We start from the raw sequence: 18,432 nt of genomic DNA, 5'->3' as shown, positions 1-18,432 counted from the left end.
AATTAAGAAAAACACTTAATCACCACTGGAGTGAAAACTGTTTTGCTTAATTCTTTTTTTGATGATATAAAAACTATCGAGGTATATGAAAAGTAGCGGAGATATCCTTTAAGATAGCCTTAGAAGACGGCGCAAGCTCTCTAAATACTAACCTAAGCCAAGAAGAAAAAAATGATATAATGAGATGGACTAAAATTGATAAATTAGAATTTGTAGAGGTGAAAAAACTGTAATGGCAACCTGTTCACATTAAATCGAAATCATATAAAATTACGAGGAGATTGTAAGATGAATAATTATATAAAATTAAATCAAGATAGATGGAATAATGTAAAAAATGACTATACTGAGCCATTGACACAGGAAGAATTAGAAGAAGTTAGAAAACATCAAATTTCTGTTGCTTTAACTGTTGGGAAAAAAGTTCCAAAAGAATGGTTTGAAAAAGCAAATGGGAAAAAGATATTAGGTTTAGCTTGTGGTGGTGGTCAGCAGGGTCCCGTTTTTGCTGCAAAAGGTTATGATGTCACCATCATGGATTTTTCTACATCACAATTAGAAAGAGACGAGATGGTTGCTAAAAGAGAAGGCTTAAAGATCAATACTGTTCAAGGCGATATGACAAAACCTTTTCCATTTGAAGATGAAACTTTTGATATTGTTTTTAATCCAGTTTCAAATGTATATATAGAAGATTTAGAAAACATGTATAAAGAAGCCGCTCGAGTATTGAAAAAGGGTGGACTGTTAATGGTCGGATTTATGAATCCTTGGATATACATGTATGATGCTGACATTGTATGGGACAAACCCGATGAGGAATTACTTTTAAAGTTTTCACTACCTTTTAATTCAAGAGAGCTTGAAGAGGAAGGCGAAATCACCATCAATCCAGAATATGGATATGAATTTAGCCATACCTTAGAAACTCAGATTAGAGGACAACTAAAAAATGGTCTCGCTATGATCGATTTTTATGAATCGTGTGACAAAAGACATCGATTGTCACGTTATGGAAATGATTATATAGCTACACTTTGCATTAAACTATAATCTTATAGAACACATTTCAGGAGAATAGCCCGTTTTATTTTCTGTAAGGGTTAAAATCTAAATCCCAGTTTGTCGAAGCAAAACAATTAAATAAAATTAGAGAAAGGAAGTAAAAGCAAATAGCCGATACTTCCTTTTTGTTGTCAAACATTCAAAAACGGAAAGGAGAATTTATGGAAAAACTAAAAAACACAGATAAAAAAGCATCAGCACAAAGGGAAAAATTGGAAAAACCACCTATTAGCCAATTATCATTTCAAAACAAAAGAATCCTAGTTTGGTTGAGCCAAACTAGGATTTTCTAACACGTTTTTGTCTACGATAGCCGTTGAGTTTTTTATTTTCCCAATAGCTGTTAAAGATTTTTTCCTTGCTATCTCGATTGATTTCTAAAAAGTAGGCATAAATCAAATCTATTAAAATGAGCATAGGGAGCTGAGCGGAAATACGCTGAATGTAAGAAGATTGGCTATGATTTGCGACGAGGACTGTTTCGGTATAAGCATGACTATTTTTGTTTGGAGCGCTGGTAAAGAGAATGGTCTTAGCCCCCATTTCCTTGGCATCCAACAAACTATCTAGGACGGATTGGGTAGTGCCTGATAGGGAAAAGCCAAGTACCAAACAGTTTTCATCCATGATACTGGTCGTCCAAGCAAAGCCATCCTGATCGGTCAAAGCTTCACAGACAACACCTAGACGCATAAAGCGCAGTTTCATCTCACGGGCAATCAGACCAGAACTTCCCGTTCCAAAAAAGTAAACTCGTTCTGCGTCATCGATTAACTGAGCTACACGTTCAAGCTGCGCTTCATCGATTAAATCCTGTGTTTGTTCCCGTAGGTTGCTGTAGCTTCGTAAAACACGTTTGGTCAAAGGGCTGTGTTTGTGCGAATGAGTGTCCGGTTTACTAGCCTGGTGCTGGTATTGAAAGACAAATTCTCGATAGCCAGTAAAGCCACATTTTTTTGCAAAACGGGTAAGAGCAGCTTGGGAAACATGCAGTTTTTGAGTAACCTGTTGCGATGATAGATCATCCACAATCGTATCTACCTGCAAGAAATAACGAGCGATTTCCTGTTCTAACTCTGTTAATTCTTCAAAATGAAGATCAATAATAGTTGCGATATCCTGCTTTTTCATGGAGCTCCTTTTCATGAGTCAAACTCTTAAAAGTTGACGATTGCCTGCTTATTAACATCATTATATCATAGAAGTTAGGATAACTAAATAAAAAGGCATTTTCGATTAAAAGTCAAAAAATGCTTCGACTTTTCCAAGAGTTTCTCCGTAAAATATGGTACAATGAAAAGTACCGAGCTTCACCCGTTTGCTCTATTATTTTAGCTGAAAATGAAGGTGAAAATCGGGAATTTTTCTAGAAAAGAGTCTTAGTTGTATGAGAAAATTTAATAGCCATTCGATTCCGATTCGGCTTAATTTACTGTTTGCGATAGTTATCCTGCTGTTTATGACCATTATCGGTCGATTGTTATACATGCAGGTACTGAATAAAGATTTCTATGAAGCAAAGTTGGCATCAGCCAGTCAGACCAGGGTGACAACCAGCTCAGCTCGAGGGCAGATTTATGATGCAACAGGGAAACCCTTGGTAGAAAACACACTTAAACAAGTTGTTTCTTTCACACGAAACAATAAGATGACGGCGGCAGAGTTAAAGGAGACGGCTAAAAAACTGCTGACTTACGTGAATGTCACTTCCCCTGAACTCACAGACCGTCAGATTGCAGACTACTACTTGGCGGACCAGGACGTATACAAAAAAACAGTCGAGGCTCTGCCAAGTGATAAACGTCTGGATTCCGATGGGAATCGCTTATCTGAAGCGACTCTCTACAATAATGCGGTTGAAAGCATAGACGTGAGTCAACTTAATTATACAGATGACCAGAAAAAGGAAATCTATCTCTTTAGTCAGCTCAATGCTGTTGAAAATTTTGCAACGGGCACCATTTCAACAGATGCTTTAGATGATACTCAGGTTGCTCTTGTGGCTTCTGCATCCAAGGAATTACCGGGCATTAGTATTTCAACCTCATGGGACCGAAAAGTACTGGACACTTCTCTATCGTCTATCGTCGGTAGCGTTTCAAATGAAAAGTCAGGACTTCCAGCTGAGGAAGTTGATGCTTATCTCAAGAAAGGATACTCTCTCAATGACCGAGTGGGAACTTCTTATCTTGAAAAGCAATATGAAGATGTACTCCAAGGCAAACGCTCTGTCAAGGAAATCCATCTCGACAAACATGGAAACATGGAAAGTGTGGAAAATGTCGAGGAAGGAAGCAAAGGAAACAATATCAAACTAACGATTGACCTAGCTTTCCAAAATGGAGTGGATGATCTACTCAAGAGCTACTTTAACTCCGAGTTGGGTAATGGTGGCGCTAAATATTCTGAAGGGGTCTACGCAGTCGCTCTCAATCCTAAAACAGGTGCAGTTCTAGCCATGTCTGGTATCAAGCATGATGTTGAATCAGGGAAATTAAGTCCAGACTCCCTAGGGACAGTTACCAATGTCTTTGTACCAGGATCTGTCGTCAAGGCAGCAACCATCAGCTCTGGCTGGGAAAATGGAGTTTTGTCAGGCAATCAAACCTTGACAGACCAGCCGATTGTTTTCCAAGGTTCAGCTCCTATCAATTCATGGTACACCTTGTCCTATGGCTCCTTCCCTATTACAGCTGTTGAGGCTTTGGAATACTCATCCAATACCTACATGGTGCAAACAGCTTTGGGAATTATGGGACAGACCTATAAACCCAATATGATGGTAGCAACGAGTCAATTAGATACAGCTATGGGCAAATTGCGGTCAACCTTTGGGGAATATGGACTCGGAGCTTCAACGGGAATTGATCTTCCAGATGAATCAACAGGATTTATACCAAAAGAATTTGATTTGGCCAACTATCTAAATAATGCTTTTGGTCAGTTTGATAACTATACTCCGATGCAGTTAGCCCAGTATGTCGCAACAATCGCAAACAATGGTGTGCGTCTGGCTCCCCATATCGTTGAAGGGGTTTATGGAAACAATGACCAAGGTGGCTTAGGCAGTCTGGTTCAAGAAACAGCCACCAAGGAAATGAACAAGGTTAATATCTCAGAAGCAGATATGGCTATCTTGCAACAAGGTTTCTATCAAGTTTCGCATGGAACGAGTGCTCTGACAACTGGTCGTGCCTTTTCAAATGGCGCAGCCGTTTCCATCAGCGGGAAAACGGGTACTGCCGAAAGTTATGTTAATGGTGGTCAAAAAGCCAATAATACCAACGCAGTCGCCTATGCACCGACCGAAAATCCCCAAATCGCGGTCGCAGTCGTCTTTCCTCATAACACCAACCTTACAAACGGTGTCGGACCTTCGATTGCGCGTGATATCATCAATCTTTATAATCAACACCATCCAATGAATTAGAAAGGAACATATGCTGTATCCAACACCTATTGCCAAGCTAATTGATAGCTATTCAAAGTTACCAGGTATCGGGATCAAAACGGCTACCCGCTTAGCCTTCTACACCATTGGAATGTCCGATGACGATGTCAATGAATTTGCCAAAAACCTACTGTCTGCTAAGCGGGAATTGACCTATTGTTCCATCTGTGGTCGCTTGACCGATGATGACCCTTGCTCGATCTGTACAGATCCGACTCGTGACCAGACAACCATCTTGGTGCTAGAGGATAGTCGCGATGTGGCTGCTATGGAAAACATCCAAGAATACCACGGACTCTATCATGTCTTGCATGGACTCATTTCTCCGATGAATGGTATCAGTCCAGACGATATCAATCTCAAGAGTCTTATGCCCCGTCTCATGGATAGTGAGGTTTCAGAGGTGATTGTGGCAACCAATGCGACAGCAGATGGGGAAGCGACATCTATGTATCTCTCTCGTCTTCTCAAGCCAGCTGGTATCAAGGTTACTCGCTTGGCACGAGGTCTAGCAGTGGGAGCAGATATCGAGTATGCGGATGAAGTCACACTCTTACGAGCTATTGAAAATCGAACAGAGTTGTAGGAGTAAACAAATTTACGAACTCAATTCATTTATACAAGAACGGGGAGACCGAGTTTGTCGTTATCGGTCTCTTTTTATATTTCTTTACTACCAGTACCATGTTCAAGTTTCAAAAAAGAAACAAATATGATATACTAAGGTGCGAGTATTCTATTAGAAAATAGGACAGTAATATGAAACAAACAATTATTCTTTTATACGGTGGGCGGAGTGCAGAGCGTGAAGTCTCTGTCCTTTCAGCTGAGAGTGTCATGCGTGCGGTCAACTACGACCGTTTTACAGTCAAGACTTTCTTTATCAGTCAGTCAGGTGACTTTATCAAAACGCAGGAATTTAACCAGACTCCAGGTCAAGAGGATCGTCTCATGACCAATGCGACCATTGACTGGGACAAGAAAATTGCGCCAAGTGCTATCTATGAAGAAGGTGCTGTAGTCTTTCCAGTTCTTCATGGTCCGATGGGTGAAGATGGCTCTGTCCAAGGATTTCTTGAAGTTTTGAAAATGCCTTATGTCGGTTGCAATATCTTGTCATCCAGCCTTGCTATGGACAAAATCACGACTAAGCGTGTTTTAGAATCAGTAGGAATTGCTCAAGTTCCTTATGTGGCCATCGTTGAAGGCGATGATGTGACCTCTAAAATCGCTGAAGTTGAGGAAAAGTTGACTTATCCAGTCTTTACTAAGCCATCAAACATGGGTTCTAGTGTCGGTATTTCTAAGTCTGAAAATCAAGAGGAACTCCGTCAAGCATTGAAACTTGCCTTCCAATATGACAGCCGTGTCTTGGTTGAGCAAGGAGTAAATGCCCGTGAAATCGAGATTGGTCTCTTGGGCAACTACGATGTCAGGAGCACTTTGCCAGGTGAAGTGGTCAAGGATGTTGCCTTTTATGACTATGATGCCAAATATATCGATAACAAGATTACCATGGACATCCCAGCCAAGATTAGTGATGATGTGGTAGCTGTCATGCGTCAAAATGCAGAAACTGCCTTCCGTGCGATTGGTGGACTAGGTCTATCTCGTTGTGATTTTTTCTATACAGATAAGGGCGAGATTTTCCTAAACGAGCTTAATACCATGCCAGGTTTTACCCAGTGGTCTATGTATCCACTGCTATGGGACAATATGGGAATCAGCTACCCAGAACTAATTGAGCGTTTGGTTGACCTTGCAAAGGAAAGCTTTGACAAGCGCGAAGCCCATTTGCTATAAAAATGAAAGAGAGGGTAGGAGTCAGAACCATCACTGCTAGGTGATTAGAGTTCTCGGACTTCAACCCTTTTTAAAGGAGTAGAAATGAAATTAACAATACATGAAGTCGCCCAAGCTGTTGGAGCTAAAAATGATGTTAGTCTCTTTGCAGATGTTCAGTTAGAAAAGGCTGAGTTTGACAGTCGTTTAATCACTGCTGGAGATTTGTTTGTTCCGCTCAAGGGTGCGCGTGATGGTCACGACTTTATCGAAACAGCTTTTGAAAATGGTGCAGTAGTAACCTTATCCGAGAAAAAGGTTGCAAATCATCCCTACATTCTAGTAGACGATGTCTTGACTGCTTTTCAAACTCTCGCAGCCTACTATCTTGAAAAAACAGCGGTTGATGTCTTTGCTGTTACGGGTTCAAATGGCAAGACAACGACCAAGGATATGTTGGCGCACTTACTGTCAACAACCTACAAGACCTACAAAACTCAAGGCAATTACAATAACGAGATTGGCCTTCCCTACACAGTTCTCCATATGCCTGAGGGGACAGAAAAGTTGGTCTTGGAGATGGGGCAGGATCACTTGGGGGATATCCATTTCTTGTCTGAATTGGCTCATCCAAAGACAGCCATCGTGACCTTGGTTGGAGAAGCCCATTTGGCCTTTTTCAAAGACCGTTCGGAGATTGCTAAGGGAAAAATGCAAATTGCAGACGGTATGGCTTCAGGTTCTTTGCTTTTGACACCAGCCGACTCCATTGTAGAGGACTATTTGCCCGCTGATAAAAAGTTGGTTCGTTTTGGGCAAGGAGCAGAGCTGGAAATCACAGGCTTAGTTGAGCGCAAGGACAGTCTGACTTTTAAGGCTAATTTCTTGGAGCAAGCCCTTGATTTGCCGGTGACTGGCAAGTACAATGCCACCAATGCTATGATTGCTGCTTATGTGGCTCTACAAGAAGGAGTTTCAGAGGAGCAAATTCGTCAAGCCTTTCAGAACCTAGAATTGACCCGTAATCGTACTGAGTGGAAGAAAGCAGCCAATGGAGCAGATATTCTGTCTGACGTATACAATGCCAATCCAACTGCTATGAAGTTGATTTTGGAGACATTCTCTGCCATCCCAGCCAACAAAGGAGGTAAGAAAATTGCGGTCTTGGCAGACATGAAGGAACTTGGTGACCAATCTGTTCAGCTCCATAACCAGATGATTTTGAGTCTTTCCCCAGATGTGCTTGATACGGTTATTTTCTACGGGGAAGACATTGCTGAATTGGCCCAACTTGCCAGTCAAATGTTCCCAATCGGTCATGTATTCTACTTTAAGAAAACTGCGAGCGAAGATCAATTTGAAGACCTTGTCAAGCAGGTCAAGGAAAGCCTCGGTGCCAATGACCAAATTCTGCTCAAAGGCTCGAACTCTATGAATCTAGCTAAGTTGGTAGAAAGTTTAGAAAATGAATGCAAGTGATTTTACCAAGTATCTGCAAAGAATGCTAGCTATTACGGATACTGGATTAACCTTTACAAAAGATCCTTTTGACTGTGAGCGATACGAGGACTTGCGAAGTTTGTTTAGCGAAATGTTGAATCAGGTATCAGACCTCGATGCAGAAGAAGTGGCAGAAGTCTTGAAACCAACTTCCGCTTACGCGACTCCTCTGATGGACGTCCGTGCTTGGATTGTTGAGGATGAAAAAGTCTGTTTAGTTAGAGGAAAAGGAGAGGATAGTTGGGCTTTGCCAGGTGGATTTGGTGAAGTCGGCTATTCTCCAACTGAAAATATTCTCAAGGAAATTGAAGAAGAAACCGGTTTTACAGCAAAAGCTGAAAGGTTACTTGCAGTTTTTGATACCAATCGTTTCCAACTACAGAGCAAACAATATGCAAAGTTTGTGTTTGAATGCCAACTTTTTGACGGACAATTTCAAGAGAATCAAGAAATTGCCGACCTTCAATTTTTTGCCATTAACCAACTGCCAGTCTTATCTGAAAAACGCATTACCAAGGAGCAGATGGAGATTCTTTGGCAGGTTTATCAGGGACAAAGAGAGCAATATATTGATTAGGTTATGCTAGAGAAGTCTGCAAATCAAAAAAGGGTGTCTGCAAGGTGCATTTCTGCGAGACAAATGATATAATAGGTTGCGAATTTAAGTCGCAAGTATTCTATGCATGGTATAGAATCAAGCTTTTTCAAAAAAATTAAAAAGGTCGAGCAGTGACTTTTCTACTGCTCTGGCTAGATGAACGAGGAATAGAATATGAATTTGTGGGAACAATTATTTACCACACAGATATCAGAACCGCCCCAGTTTGAACTCCACTGGTATATTGGTTTGTTATGTTTATTGGCTCTTACTTTCTATGCTTCTTATCGCTTTCGCGACAAAGTGACTTACCAGCGCTTTATTCAGATCCTTCAGTCTCTTCAACTGATTGTTCTGTATAGCTGGTATTGGGGGAATCAAATGCCCTTATCAGAAAGTTTGCCCTTCTATCATTGTCGTATCGCCATGTTTGTCATGCTCTTGATTCCAGGGACTTCCAAGTACAAGCAATACTTTGCCCTTCTAGGAACCTTTGGAGCAACAGCAGCTCTGGCTTACCCACTCTTTGACCCTTATCCGTTTCCGCATGTGACCATCCTGTCCTTTATCATCGGGCACGTGGCACTTTTGGGGAATGCGCTCCTATACTTGTTTAAGAATTATGAAGCTTCCCTGCTCAATTTGAAAAATGTGACAGTGATTACATTTTCTCTAAATGCCTTGATAGGAATTGTCAACTTGGTTGTAGGTGGAGATTATGGATTTTTAAATAAACCACCACTAGTGGGAAATCACGGACAATTGGCGAACTACCTCATCGTGTCCAGTGTGTTGGTAGCAGCAATCAGCTTGACTGCAAAAGTAGTAGAGGTCTTTTTGCAACAAAGAGCAGAAAAAATTATTCAAGAGAAAGCTTAAAAAGGCCTTCTCTTTTTTTGATTAAATATGCAAAATATAGCTGTAAGGATATAAAAATAATGATTGCTCCTGAGAAAATTGTTTAAAAGACTTTTACAAAAAACCTAGAGGAAATTTATGAAAAACTAAGCACGATTGGATTTTTTGTGTTATAATATTTTGTGAATAGCTGTGTCCGTCACAGTTATTGAAAATAGAAGTGAGAAACTTGGAAGACAGAGAGGATGCAATGTAATGACTAGAGATGGTTTTTTTACAGGCTTAGATATCGGAACTAGCTCCATCAAAGTGCTGGTTGCCGAACATAGAGATGGTGAAGTAAATGTAATTGGCGTTAGCAATGCCAAGAGTAAAGGTGTCAAAGACGGGATTATCGTTGATATTGAGGCTGCTGCTTCAGCAATTAAATCCGCAATTTCCCAAGCAGAAGAGAAGGCAGGAATTTCAATCAAGTCTGTCAATGTTGGTTTACCAGCAAACCTCTTGCAGGTTGAACCAACTCAAGGAATGATTCCTGTAACATCAGATACAAAAGAAATTACAGATCAAGACGTAGAGAATGTTGTCAAATCGGCTTTGACAAAGAGCATGACGCCTGATCGTGAAGTGATTACGTTCATTCCAGAAGAATTTATCGTAGATGGCTTCCAAGGTATTCGTGACCCTCGTGGCATGATGGGGGTGCGTTTGGAAATGCGTGGTTTACTTTACACAGGACCTCGTACCATTCTTCATAACCTTCGTAAAACCGTGGAGCGTGTGGGAATCCATGTTGACAACGTCATCATCTCACCATTAGCGATTGTCAATTCAGTTCTCAATGAGGGAGAACGTGAGTTTGGCGCGACAGTGATTGATATGGGTGGTGGGCAGACTACAGTTGCAACTATTCGCAATCAAGAATTGCAATTTACAAATATCTACCAAGAAGGTGGAGAATATGTTACTAAAGACATTTCCAAAGTCTTAAAAACTTCCCAAAAAATCGCAGAAAGTTTGAAACTAAACTATGGTGAAGCTTATGTTCCACTAGCAAGTAACGAGACTTTCCAAGTAGAAGTCATTGGTGAAGTAGAGCCTGTTGAAGTGACAGAAAGCTACTTGGCAGAAATTATTTCAGCACGTATCAAACATATTTTTGATCAAATTAAACAGGAGTTAGACAGAAGACACTTGTTGGATCTGCCGGGTGGTATCGTTCTGATCGGCGGAAATGCGATTTTACCAGGAGTTGTCGAATTGGCGCAAGAAGTGTTCGGTGTTCGAGTGAAACTCTATGTGCCAAATCAAGTGGGAATTCGCAACCCTGCTTTTGCACATGTAATCAGCTTGTCTGAGTTTGCAGGTAAATTGACAGAAGTGAATCTTCTGGCTCAAAAGGCAGTCAGAGGAGATGAATTCCTTCGTCAAAAACCAATTAATTTTGGTGTTTCAAATCAAAGTGTGACACCGATTATACAAACAACTCCAGTGCAACCAGCTACTGCAGCAACTGAAATCACACCTGACAGTGGCCTTGCTCCAAGAGACGAATTCCAAGTAAGTTCTCAAGATAAACCGAAATTAACAGACCGTTTCCGCAGCTTGATCGGAAGCATGTTTGATGAATAAAAGAGGAAAAGAAATTATGACATTTTCATTTGATACAGCAGCTGCTCAAGGTGCAGTTATTAAAGTAATTGGTGTCGGTGGAGGCGGTGGTAATGCTATTAACCGCATGATCGACGAAGGTGTTTCAGGCGTAGAATTCATTGCAGCGAACACAGACGTACAAGCCTTAAGTAGTACAAAAGCTGAAACAGTTATCCAACTCGGACCAAAGTTGACTCGTGGTTTGGGTGCTGGAGGTCGACCTGAGGTTGGTCGTAAGGCTGCTGAAGAAAGCGAAGAAGCATTGACAGCAGCGATCAGCGGGGCAGACATGGTTTTCATCACTGCTGGTATGGGTGGAGGATCTGGAACAGGTGCTGCCCCAGTTATTGCCCGCATTGCAAAAGATCTTGGAGCTCTTACAGTTGGTGTTGTGACACGTCCTTTCGGATTTGAAGGAAGCAAACGTGGTCAGTACGCTGTAGAAGGAATCAACGAACTTCGCGAGCATGTTGATACTCTATTGATTATCTCAAACAACAACTTGCTAGAGATTGTTGACAAGAAAACACCACTTCTTGAAGCTCTTAGCGAGGCAGATAACGTCCTTCGCCAAGGTGTTCAAGGGATTACAGACTTGATTACCAACCCAGGTTTGATCAACCTTGACTTTGCTGACGTGAAAACGGTTATGGCAAACAAAGGGAATGCCCTCATGGGTATCGGTATTGGCAGTGGAGAAGAGCGTGTCGTTGAAGCGGCTCGTAAAGCGATTTACTCACCACTTCTTGAAACAACCATTGACGGTGCTGAAGATGTCATTGTCAACGTTACTGGTGGTCTTGATTTGACCTTGATTGAAGCGGAAGAAGCTTCAGAAATCGTCAACCAAGCAGCTGGTCAAGGAGTGAATATCTGGCTTGGAACATCAATCGACGAAAGCATGAAAGATGAAATCCGTGTAACAGTTGTAGCGACTGGTGTTCGTCAAGAACGTGTAGAAAAAGTTGTTGGTTCTCCAGTAAAACAAGCAGCTCGTCGTGAAGCCTCAAGACAACCGCACCCTCAAAATTTTGATCGTCATTTTGACCTGGAAGATACAGCAGAATTACCAAAACAAAGCCAACGACGCTTTGAAACAAGTCAATCTTCTGCTTTTGGTGATTGGGACTTGCGTCGTGAATCAATCGTTCGTCAAACTGATTCAGTCGTATCACCTGTAGAACGTTTCGAAGCACCGACTTATCAGGACGAAGATGAGTTGGACACACCTCCATTCTTCAAGAATCGTTAATCAATGGATTTGAAAAAAATACAGAGTTCGTTATTCAGCAGGTCGCTGAAGCTAGCCGAGAAGCCAATCGTGATCCAGCTTCTGTTTCAATTATTGCAGTGACGAAATATGTGGACGTAAAAACAGCGGAAGCCTTGCTTCCCCTGGGTGTTCATCATATTGGTGAAAATCGTGTTGATAAATTTTTAGAAAAATATCAGACGTTAAAAGAATTCCCTGTCACTTGGCATTTGATTGGAACGCTACAAAGACGGAAGGTCAAAGAAGTAATCCCTTTTGTGGATTACTTTCATGCTTTAGATTCCTTAAAATTGGCACAGGAGATTCAAAAGAGGACAGATCATGTTATCAAGTGTTTCCTACAGGTCAATATTTCAGGAGAAGAAAGCAAGCACGGTTTTTCAAAAGAAGAATTACTAGAACTTTTGCCGAACTTGGCTCAGCTAGATCAGATTGAGTATGTTGGTTTGATGACCATGGCTCCTTTTGAGGCAGATTCTGATGAATTGAAACAAATTTTCAAGAAAACTCAGGAACTGCAAGCAGAAATTAGGGAAAAACAAATTCCTAATATGCCGATGACAGAGTTGAGCATGGGCATGAGTCGTGACTATAAGGAAGCGATTCAATTTGGTTCGACCTTTGTTCGAATTGGCACAGCATTTTTTAAATAGGAGAGATCTATGTCTTTAAAAGATAGATTTGATAAATTTATAGATTATTTTACAGAAGATGGGGAAGAAACAACTGCGACTTATCAACCTCAGGATGAACAGATGATTGCTTCATCGAGTAGTTCAGCTTCTAAAGAACTGCCAGCGCAGTTTCAATCAACCACTTCAAAAGATGCCAACATCACTCGCTTACATGCTCGTCAACAAGAATTGGCTATGCAAAGTCATCGTACAGATGAAAAAGTAACGATTGATGTTCGTTATCCTAGAAAATATGAGGATGCAACAGAGATTGTGGATTTATTGGCTGGAAATGAAAGTATCTTGATTGACTTCCAGTACATGACAGAGGTTCAGGCTCGTCGTTGTCTAGACTATCTGGACGGTGCCCGTCATGTTTTGGCAGGTAATCTGAAAAAAGTTGCGAGTACAATGTATTTGTTGACACCAGTCAATGTGGTTGTGAATATTGAAGATATCAAGTTGCCTGATGATTCTCAAAGTGCAGAATTTGGTTTTGATATTAAACGAAGTAGAGCGAAATAATGATTTTTCTAATTCGTCTGATCCAAAATGCAGTGAATATCTATTCCCTGCTTTTGTTAATCTATGCACTCCTCTCTTGGTTTCCAAATTCTTACGGTAGTTCACTAGAACGTTTACTGGAAAAGCTTGTTAGACCGATTGTTGATCCACTTCGCCGTTTACCTTTACAATTTGGAGGTTTGGATTTATCCATTTGGCTGGCAATCTTAATCGTCCGTTTTTTGGGTGACAGCTTGATTCGTTTCTTGTTGATAATATGATGACAAATAAAGCGATTTACCAGCACTTTTCCCTTGCTGATGCTCCCTTTATTGATAAGGGATTAGAGTGGATCAAGCGGGTGGAAGATACTTATACTCCTGTCCTCACTGCTTTTGTCAACCCGCATCAGGAACATATATTGAGGGTTTTGGCTGGGACCTATGGACTGGGCTGTGTGAGTAGCGGAGAATATATCCATACGGAATTTGTCCGTGTCCTTCTGTATCTGGACTATTTCAGTCCGACACTGTCAGATTTTGAAATGGCATTGCTAGAGATCCGTTATCCAAGTAGATTTGAACAGCTAACACATGCAAAGATTTTGGGGACAATCATCAATCAACTAGGAATTGATCGTAAGCTCTTTGGTGATATCTTGGTAGATGAAAAGAGAGCACAGATCTTTGTAAATCGTGATTTTATCCCTCTGTTTCAGGATGGGATACAAAAGATTGCCAGACTACCTGTGTCGCTGGAGGAATGTCCTTTCACCGATAAAATTATATCTGAGATCAATTATCAAGAACAAGAGATTTTGATTTCCAGTTTTCGTTTGGATGCCCTCTTATCAAGTGCCTTGAAATTATCCAGAAAGCAGGCTAGTCAACTCATAGAGAAAAAATCTGTTCAGGTAAACTACCACCCCATTGAAAAATTAGATTATCTAGTAGCTGTAGGGGATTTGATTAGTGTGAGAAAGTTTGGTCGTCTGAAGATTGTCAAAGAAAATGGGCAAACTAAAAGGGATAAGATAAAACTGACTATCCAATTATTATTAAGTAAGTGAGGAAAAGTATGCCAATTACATCATTAGAAATTAAAGATAAAACCTTTTCTACGAAATTCAGAGGGTTTGATCCAGAAGAAGTAGATGAATTTCTTGATATTGTTGTTCGTGATTACGAGGACTTAGTTCGCAATAATCACGAAATGGAAAGACACATTAGAAGTTTAGAAGAGCGCTTGTCTTACTTTGATGAGATGAAGGATTCGTTGAGCCAGTCTGTTTTGATTGCTCAAGATACGGCTGAACGTGTAAAGCAAGCTGCTCAAGAGCGCTCAAACAATATTATTCAACAGGCTGAGCAAGATGCCCAGCGCCTCCTTGAAGAGGCAAAATACAAGGCTAATGAAATCCTACGTCAGGCAACAGATAATGCTAAGAAAGTAGCTGTTGAGACAGAGGAATTGAAAAACAAAAGCCGTGTATTTCATCAACGTCTCAAATCTACGATTGAGAGCCAGTTGGCAATTGTCGAATCTTCAGATTGGGAAGACATTCTTCGTCCGACTGCGACTTATCTCCAAACAAGTGATGAAGCCTTTAAGGAAGTTGTAGGAGAGGTCTTGGGAGAAGCTGTTCCTTCGCAACCAGAAGAAGAGCCGATTGATGTGACTCGCCAATTTTCACCTGAAGAAATGGCTGAGTTACAAGCCCGCATCGAAGCAGGTAACAAAGAATTAGCTGAGTTTGAAGCTCAGCAGGCTAACAGTCAAGCGGAAAATCATGTGTTAGACATCGATACGCTTGTAGAAGAGATACAGTCTCATTCAGTTGAGCCACAACATGAGGATTCAGAAATCGTGACAGAGTATTTCTCAGTATCGCCATCAGCAACTGGAACTGCTTCTTCAACTACTAGCCATGGAGCACAACAAGAATCCGTTACAATATTATAAGAAATAAATGTGAGAACAAAATCTAACCAACTATATTTTCAGCGAGCGGGAGATGGTGTGAGCCCTGCAATCCCTAGTGGATAGTTTATCCTCTCAACGAATCCAGTCTGAAAACAGTAAGACTGGACGTTCCCCACGTTACGGGAAAAGAGGAAAAGAGACACTGTCTTTTTTCGAACAAAGGTGGTACCACGATTTTCGTCCTTTTTGGAAGTCGTGGTTTTTAATTTGTTAATATTTATAAAGGAGATACCATGAAACTCAAAGATACCCTTAACCTTGGGAAAACAGCTTTCCCAATGCGTGCAGGACTTCCTACCAAAGAGCCACTCTGGCAAAAGGAATGGGAAGATGCAAAACTTTACCAACGTCGTCAAGAATTGAACCAAGGAAAACCGCATTTCACCTTGCATGATGGACCTCCATATGCAAACGGAAATATCCACGTTGGACATGCCATGAACAAGATTTCCAAAGATATTATTGTTCGTTCTAAGTCTATGTCAGGATTTTACGCTCCTTATATTCCTGGTTGGGATACACATGGTTTGCCAATCGAGCAAGTCTTGGCAAAACAAGGCGTGAAACGTAAAGAAATGGACTTGGTTGAGTACTTGAAACTTTGCCGTGACTATGCTCTTTCTCAAGTAGATAAACAACGGGAAGACTTTAAACGTTTGGGTGTTTCTGGTGACTGGGAAAATCCTTATGTGACCTTGACTCCAGACTATGAAGCGGCTCAAATCCGTGTCTTTGGTGAAATGGCTAAAAAAGGCTATATCTACCGTGGTGCCAAGCCAGTTTATTGGTCATGGTCATCTGAGTCAGCCCTTGCTGAAGCGGAAATTGAATACCATGACTTGCTTTCAACTTCCCTTTACTATGCTAACCGTGTCAAAGACGGAAAAGGTGTGTTAGATACTGATACTTACATCGTTGTTTGGACAACAACCCCATTTACCATTACAGCTTCTCGTGGTTTGACAGTTGGAGCAGATATTGATTATGTATTGGTACAACCTGCTGGTGAAGCTCGTAAGTTTGTGGTTGCTGCAGAATTATTGACTAGCTTGTCTGAGAAATTTGGCTGGGTTGATGTTCAAGTTTTGGCAACTTACCGTGGTCAAGAATTGAACCACATCGTAACAGAACACCCATGGGATACAGCTGTAGATGAGCTGGTAATCCTTGGTGACCACGTTACGACTGACTCAGGTACTGGTATCGTCCATACAGCCCCTGGTTTTGGTGAGGACGACTACAATGTCGGTGTTGCCAACGGTCTTGAAGTTGCTGTAACGGTTGATGAACGTGGGATCATGATGGAAAATGCTGGTCCTGATTTTGCGGGTCAATTCTATGACAAGGTAGTTCCAACTGTTATCGAAAAACTTGGTAATCTTCTCCTTGCTCAAGAAGAAATCTCTCACTCATATCCATTTGACTGGCGTACCAAGAAACCAATCATCTGGCGTGCAGTGCCACAATGGTTTGCTTCTGTATCAAAATTCCGCCAAGAAATCTTGGATGAAATTGAAAAAGTGAAGTTCCATTCAGAATGGGGTAAAGTGCGTCTTTACAACATGATCCGTGACCGTGGTGACTGGGTTATCTCTCGTCAACGTGCTTGGGGAGTTCCTCTTCCTATCTTCTACGCTGAAGACGGAACACCAATTATGACAGCTGAAACTATCGAGCATGTGGCTCAACTCTTTGAAGAGCACGGTTCTATTGCATGGTGGGAACGTGATGCTAAAGACCTCTTGCCAGAAGGATTTACCCATCCAGGTTCACCAAATGGCGAATTCAAGAAAGAAACAGATATCATGGACGTATGGTTCGACTCCGGTTCTTCATGGAATGGAGTTGTAGTAAACCGTCCAGAACTCAAATATCCAGCTGACCTCTATCTGGAAGGTTCTGACCAGTACCGTGGTTGGTTCAACTCATCTCTTATCACATCTGTTGCCAACCATGGCGTGGCTCCTTACAAACAAATCTTGTCACAAGGTTTTGCCCTTGACGGTAAAGGTGAGAAGATGTCTAAATCTCTTGGAAATACGATTGCGCCAAGCGATGTTGAAAAACAATTTGGTGCGGAAATCTTGCGTCTCTGGGTAACCAGTGTAGACTCAAGTAACGACGTGCGTATCTCTATGGACATCTTGAGCCAAGTCTCTGAAACTTACCGTAAGATTCGTAACACCCTTCGTTTCTTGATTGCCAATACCTCTGACTTTAATCCAGCTGTGGATGTCGTAACTTATGAAGAACTTCGATCTGTTGATAAGTATATGACCATCCGCTTTAACCAACTTGTTAAGACCATTCGTGATGCTTATGCGGACTTTGAATTCTTGACAATCTACAAGGCCTTGGTGAACTTTATCAACGTTGACTTGTCAGCCTTCTACCTTGACTTCGCCAAAGATGTTGTCTACATCGAGGGTGCTAAATCACTGGAACGTCGTCAAATGCAGACTGTCTTTTATGACATCCTTGTGAAAATCACGAAACTCTTGACACCAATCCTTCCTCACACAGCGGAAGAAATCTGGTCATATCTTGAGTTTGAAGCTGAAGACTTCGTTCAATTGTCAGAATTACCAGAAGCGGAAACTTTTGCGAACCAAGAAGAAATCTTGGATACATGGGCTGCCTTCATGGACTTCCGTGGACAAGCTCAAAAAGCCTTAGAAGAAGCTCGTAATGCAAAAGTAATCGGTAAATCACTCGAAGCACATTTGACGGTCTATCCAAATGAAGTGGTGAAAACTTTGCTCGAAGCAGTAAACAGCAATGTAGCCCAACTTTTGATCGTGTCAGAATTAACCATCGCAGATGGTGCAGCTCCAGAGAGTGCAGTTAACTTTGAGGATGTGGCTTTCACAGTTGACCGTGCGGCTGGTGAGGTTTGTGACCGTTGCCGTCGTATCGATCCAACAACGGCAGAACGCAGTTACCACGCAGTTATCTGTGACCACTGTGCAAGCATCGTAGAAGAAAACTTTGCGGATGCAGTTGCCGAAGGATTTGAAGCGAAATAATTTACCAAAAATACAGGAGGTTCTCCTGTATTTTTTTAAAAAATAAAAAACTTTGGTAAAAATAT

Annotated in this window: 17 protein-coding genes; 16 read left to right on the top strand and 1 reads right to left on the bottom strand. The window is 41.3% G+C overall.

The features are described 5' to 3' along the window. Window positions 1–288: 288 nt before the first annotated feature. Together SORDD05_RS04090 and SORDD05_RS10330 are read left to right on the top strand one after the other, a co-directional pair. Window positions 289–1,053: a class I SAM-dependent methyltransferase gene (locus SORDD05_RS04090; RefSeq protein WP_061417195.1), complete on the top strand. Its 765-nt coding sequence runs from the start codon at window positions 289–291 to the stop codon at window positions 1,051–1,053. Between the two features lie 173 nt (window positions 1,054–1,226). Next, the gene (locus tag SORDD05_RS10330) at window positions 1,227–1,358 is read left to right on the top strand and encodes a hypothetical protein (protein WP_269139509.1); all 132 of its coding nucleotides are present in this window, start codon (window positions 1,227–1,229) and stop codon (window positions 1,356–1,358) included. On the opposite strand, the gene SORDD05_RS04085 is transcribed toward SORDD05_RS10330, so the two are convergent. Continuing rightward, window positions 1,345–2,196 (bottom strand): MurR/RpiR family transcriptional regulator, encoded by an 852-nt coding sequence (locus tag SORDD05_RS04085; protein ID WP_061417194.1) that lies wholly within the window; start codon window positions 2,194–2,196, stop codon window positions 1,345–1,347. The genes SORDD05_RS10330 and SORDD05_RS04085 overlap by 14 nt on opposite strands. 256 nt (window positions 2,197–2,452) lie before the next feature. Here SORDD05_RS04085 and pbp2b point away from each other — a divergent pair, with 256 nt between their 5' ends. The 14 genes from pbp2b to ileS all read left to right on the top strand — a co-directional run bounded on the left by pbp2b (window position 2,453) and on the right by ileS (window position 18,367). Continuing rightward, window positions 2,453–4,495, top strand: a complete 2,043-nt coding sequence (gene pbp2b / locus SORDD05_RS04080) for a penicillin-binding protein PBP2B (RefSeq protein WP_061417193.1) — start codon at window positions 2,453–2,455, stop codon at window positions 4,493–4,495. 10 nt (window positions 4,496–4,505) lie between these two features. Further along, on the top strand, window positions 4,506–5,102 hold the full coding sequence (gene recR, locus SORDD05_RS04075; RefSeq protein ID WP_061417192.1) for a recombination mediator RecR: 597 nt from the start codon (window positions 4,506–4,508) through the stop codon (window positions 5,100–5,102). Between the two features lie 173 nt (window positions 5,103–5,275). After that, window positions 5,276–6,319 (top strand): D-alanine--D-alanine ligase, encoded by a 1,044-nt coding sequence (locus SORDD05_RS04070; RefSeq protein WP_061417191.1) that lies wholly within the window; start codon window positions 5,276–5,278, stop codon window positions 6,317–6,319. A gap of 84 nt (window positions 6,320–6,403) precedes the next feature. Further along, window positions 6,404–7,777: a UDP-N-acetylmuramoyl-tripeptide--D-alanyl-D-alanine ligase gene (locus SORDD05_RS04065; RefSeq protein WP_061417190.1), complete on the top strand. Its 1,374-nt coding sequence runs from the start codon at window positions 6,404–6,406 to the stop codon at window positions 7,775–7,777. After that, window positions 7,764–8,375: an NUDIX hydrolase gene (locus tag SORDD05_RS04060; protein WP_061417189.1), complete on the top strand. Its 612-nt coding sequence runs from the start codon at window positions 7,764–7,766 to the stop codon at window positions 8,373–8,375. Before SORDD05_RS04065 ends, SORDD05_RS04060 begins: the two co-directional genes overlap by 14 nt. A 195-nt stretch (window positions 8,376–8,570) precedes the next feature. Further along, entirely contained in the window at window positions 8,571–9,275 is a 705-nt protein-coding gene (locus SORDD05_RS04055) for a YwaF family protein (RefSeq protein ID WP_061417188.1), read from the top strand. Between the two features lie 234 nt (window positions 9,276–9,509). Beyond that, window positions 9,510–10,886 carry a cell division protein FtsA gene (gene ftsA / locus SORDD05_RS04050; RefSeq protein WP_061417187.1) on the top strand — a complete coding sequence of 459 codons (1,377 nt, stop codon included), beginning with the start codon at window positions 9,510–9,512 and terminating at the stop codon, window positions 10,884–10,886. Window positions 10,887–10,902: 16 nt separating this feature from the next. Further along, entirely contained in the window at window positions 10,903–12,159 is a 1,257-nt protein-coding gene (gene ftsZ / locus SORDD05_RS04045) for a cell division protein FtsZ (RefSeq protein WP_004243484.1), read from the top strand. Then, a complete protein-coding gene (locus SORDD05_RS04040; protein ID WP_061417186.1) occupies window positions 12,159–12,833 on the top strand; it encodes a YggS family pyridoxal phosphate-dependent enzyme in 675 nt (224 codons plus the stop codon). The genes ftsZ and SORDD05_RS04040 overlap by 1 nt, the downstream gene beginning before the upstream one ends. Before the next feature lie 9 nt (window positions 12,834–12,842). Then, the gene (locus SORDD05_RS04035; RefSeq protein WP_061417185.1) at window positions 12,843–13,379 is read left to right on the top strand and encodes a cell division protein SepF; all 537 of its coding nucleotides are present in this window, start codon (window positions 12,843–12,845) and stop codon (window positions 13,377–13,379) included. Then, window positions 13,379–13,639 (top strand): YggT family protein, encoded by a 261-nt coding sequence (locus SORDD05_RS04030; RefSeq protein WP_000576498.1) that lies wholly within the window; start codon window positions 13,379–13,381, stop codon window positions 13,637–13,639. Before SORDD05_RS04035 ends, SORDD05_RS04030 begins: the two co-directional genes overlap by 1 nt. Beyond that, complete coding sequence (locus tag SORDD05_RS04025) at window positions 13,636–14,427, top strand: YlmH family RNA-binding protein (RefSeq protein WP_061417184.1); 792 nt, start codon at window positions 13,636–13,638, stop codon at window positions 14,425–14,427. Before SORDD05_RS04030 ends, SORDD05_RS04025 begins: the two co-directional genes overlap by 4 nt. Window positions 14,428–14,435: 8 nt before the next feature. Then, entirely contained in the window at window positions 14,436–15,320 is an 885-nt protein-coding gene (locus SORDD05_RS04020) for a DivIVA domain-containing protein (protein ID WP_061417183.1), read from the top strand. 254 nt (window positions 15,321–15,574) lie between these two features. Further along, on the top strand, window positions 15,575–18,367 hold the full coding sequence (ileS, locus tag SORDD05_RS04010; RefSeq protein WP_061417182.1) for an isoleucine--tRNA ligase: 2,793 nt from the start codon (window positions 15,575–15,577) through the stop codon (window positions 18,365–18,367). Window positions 18,368–18,432 lie beyond the last annotated feature (65 nt).

Source organism: Streptococcus oralis (assembly GCF_001578705.1).
In the GTDB taxonomy this organism is placed as follows: Bacteria; Bacillota; Bacilli; order Lactobacillales; family Streptococcaceae; genus Streptococcus; species Streptococcus oralis_J.
Note: the sequence above shows the minus strand (reverse complement) of the source record. Positions and strands in the feature narration are given on the sequence as shown.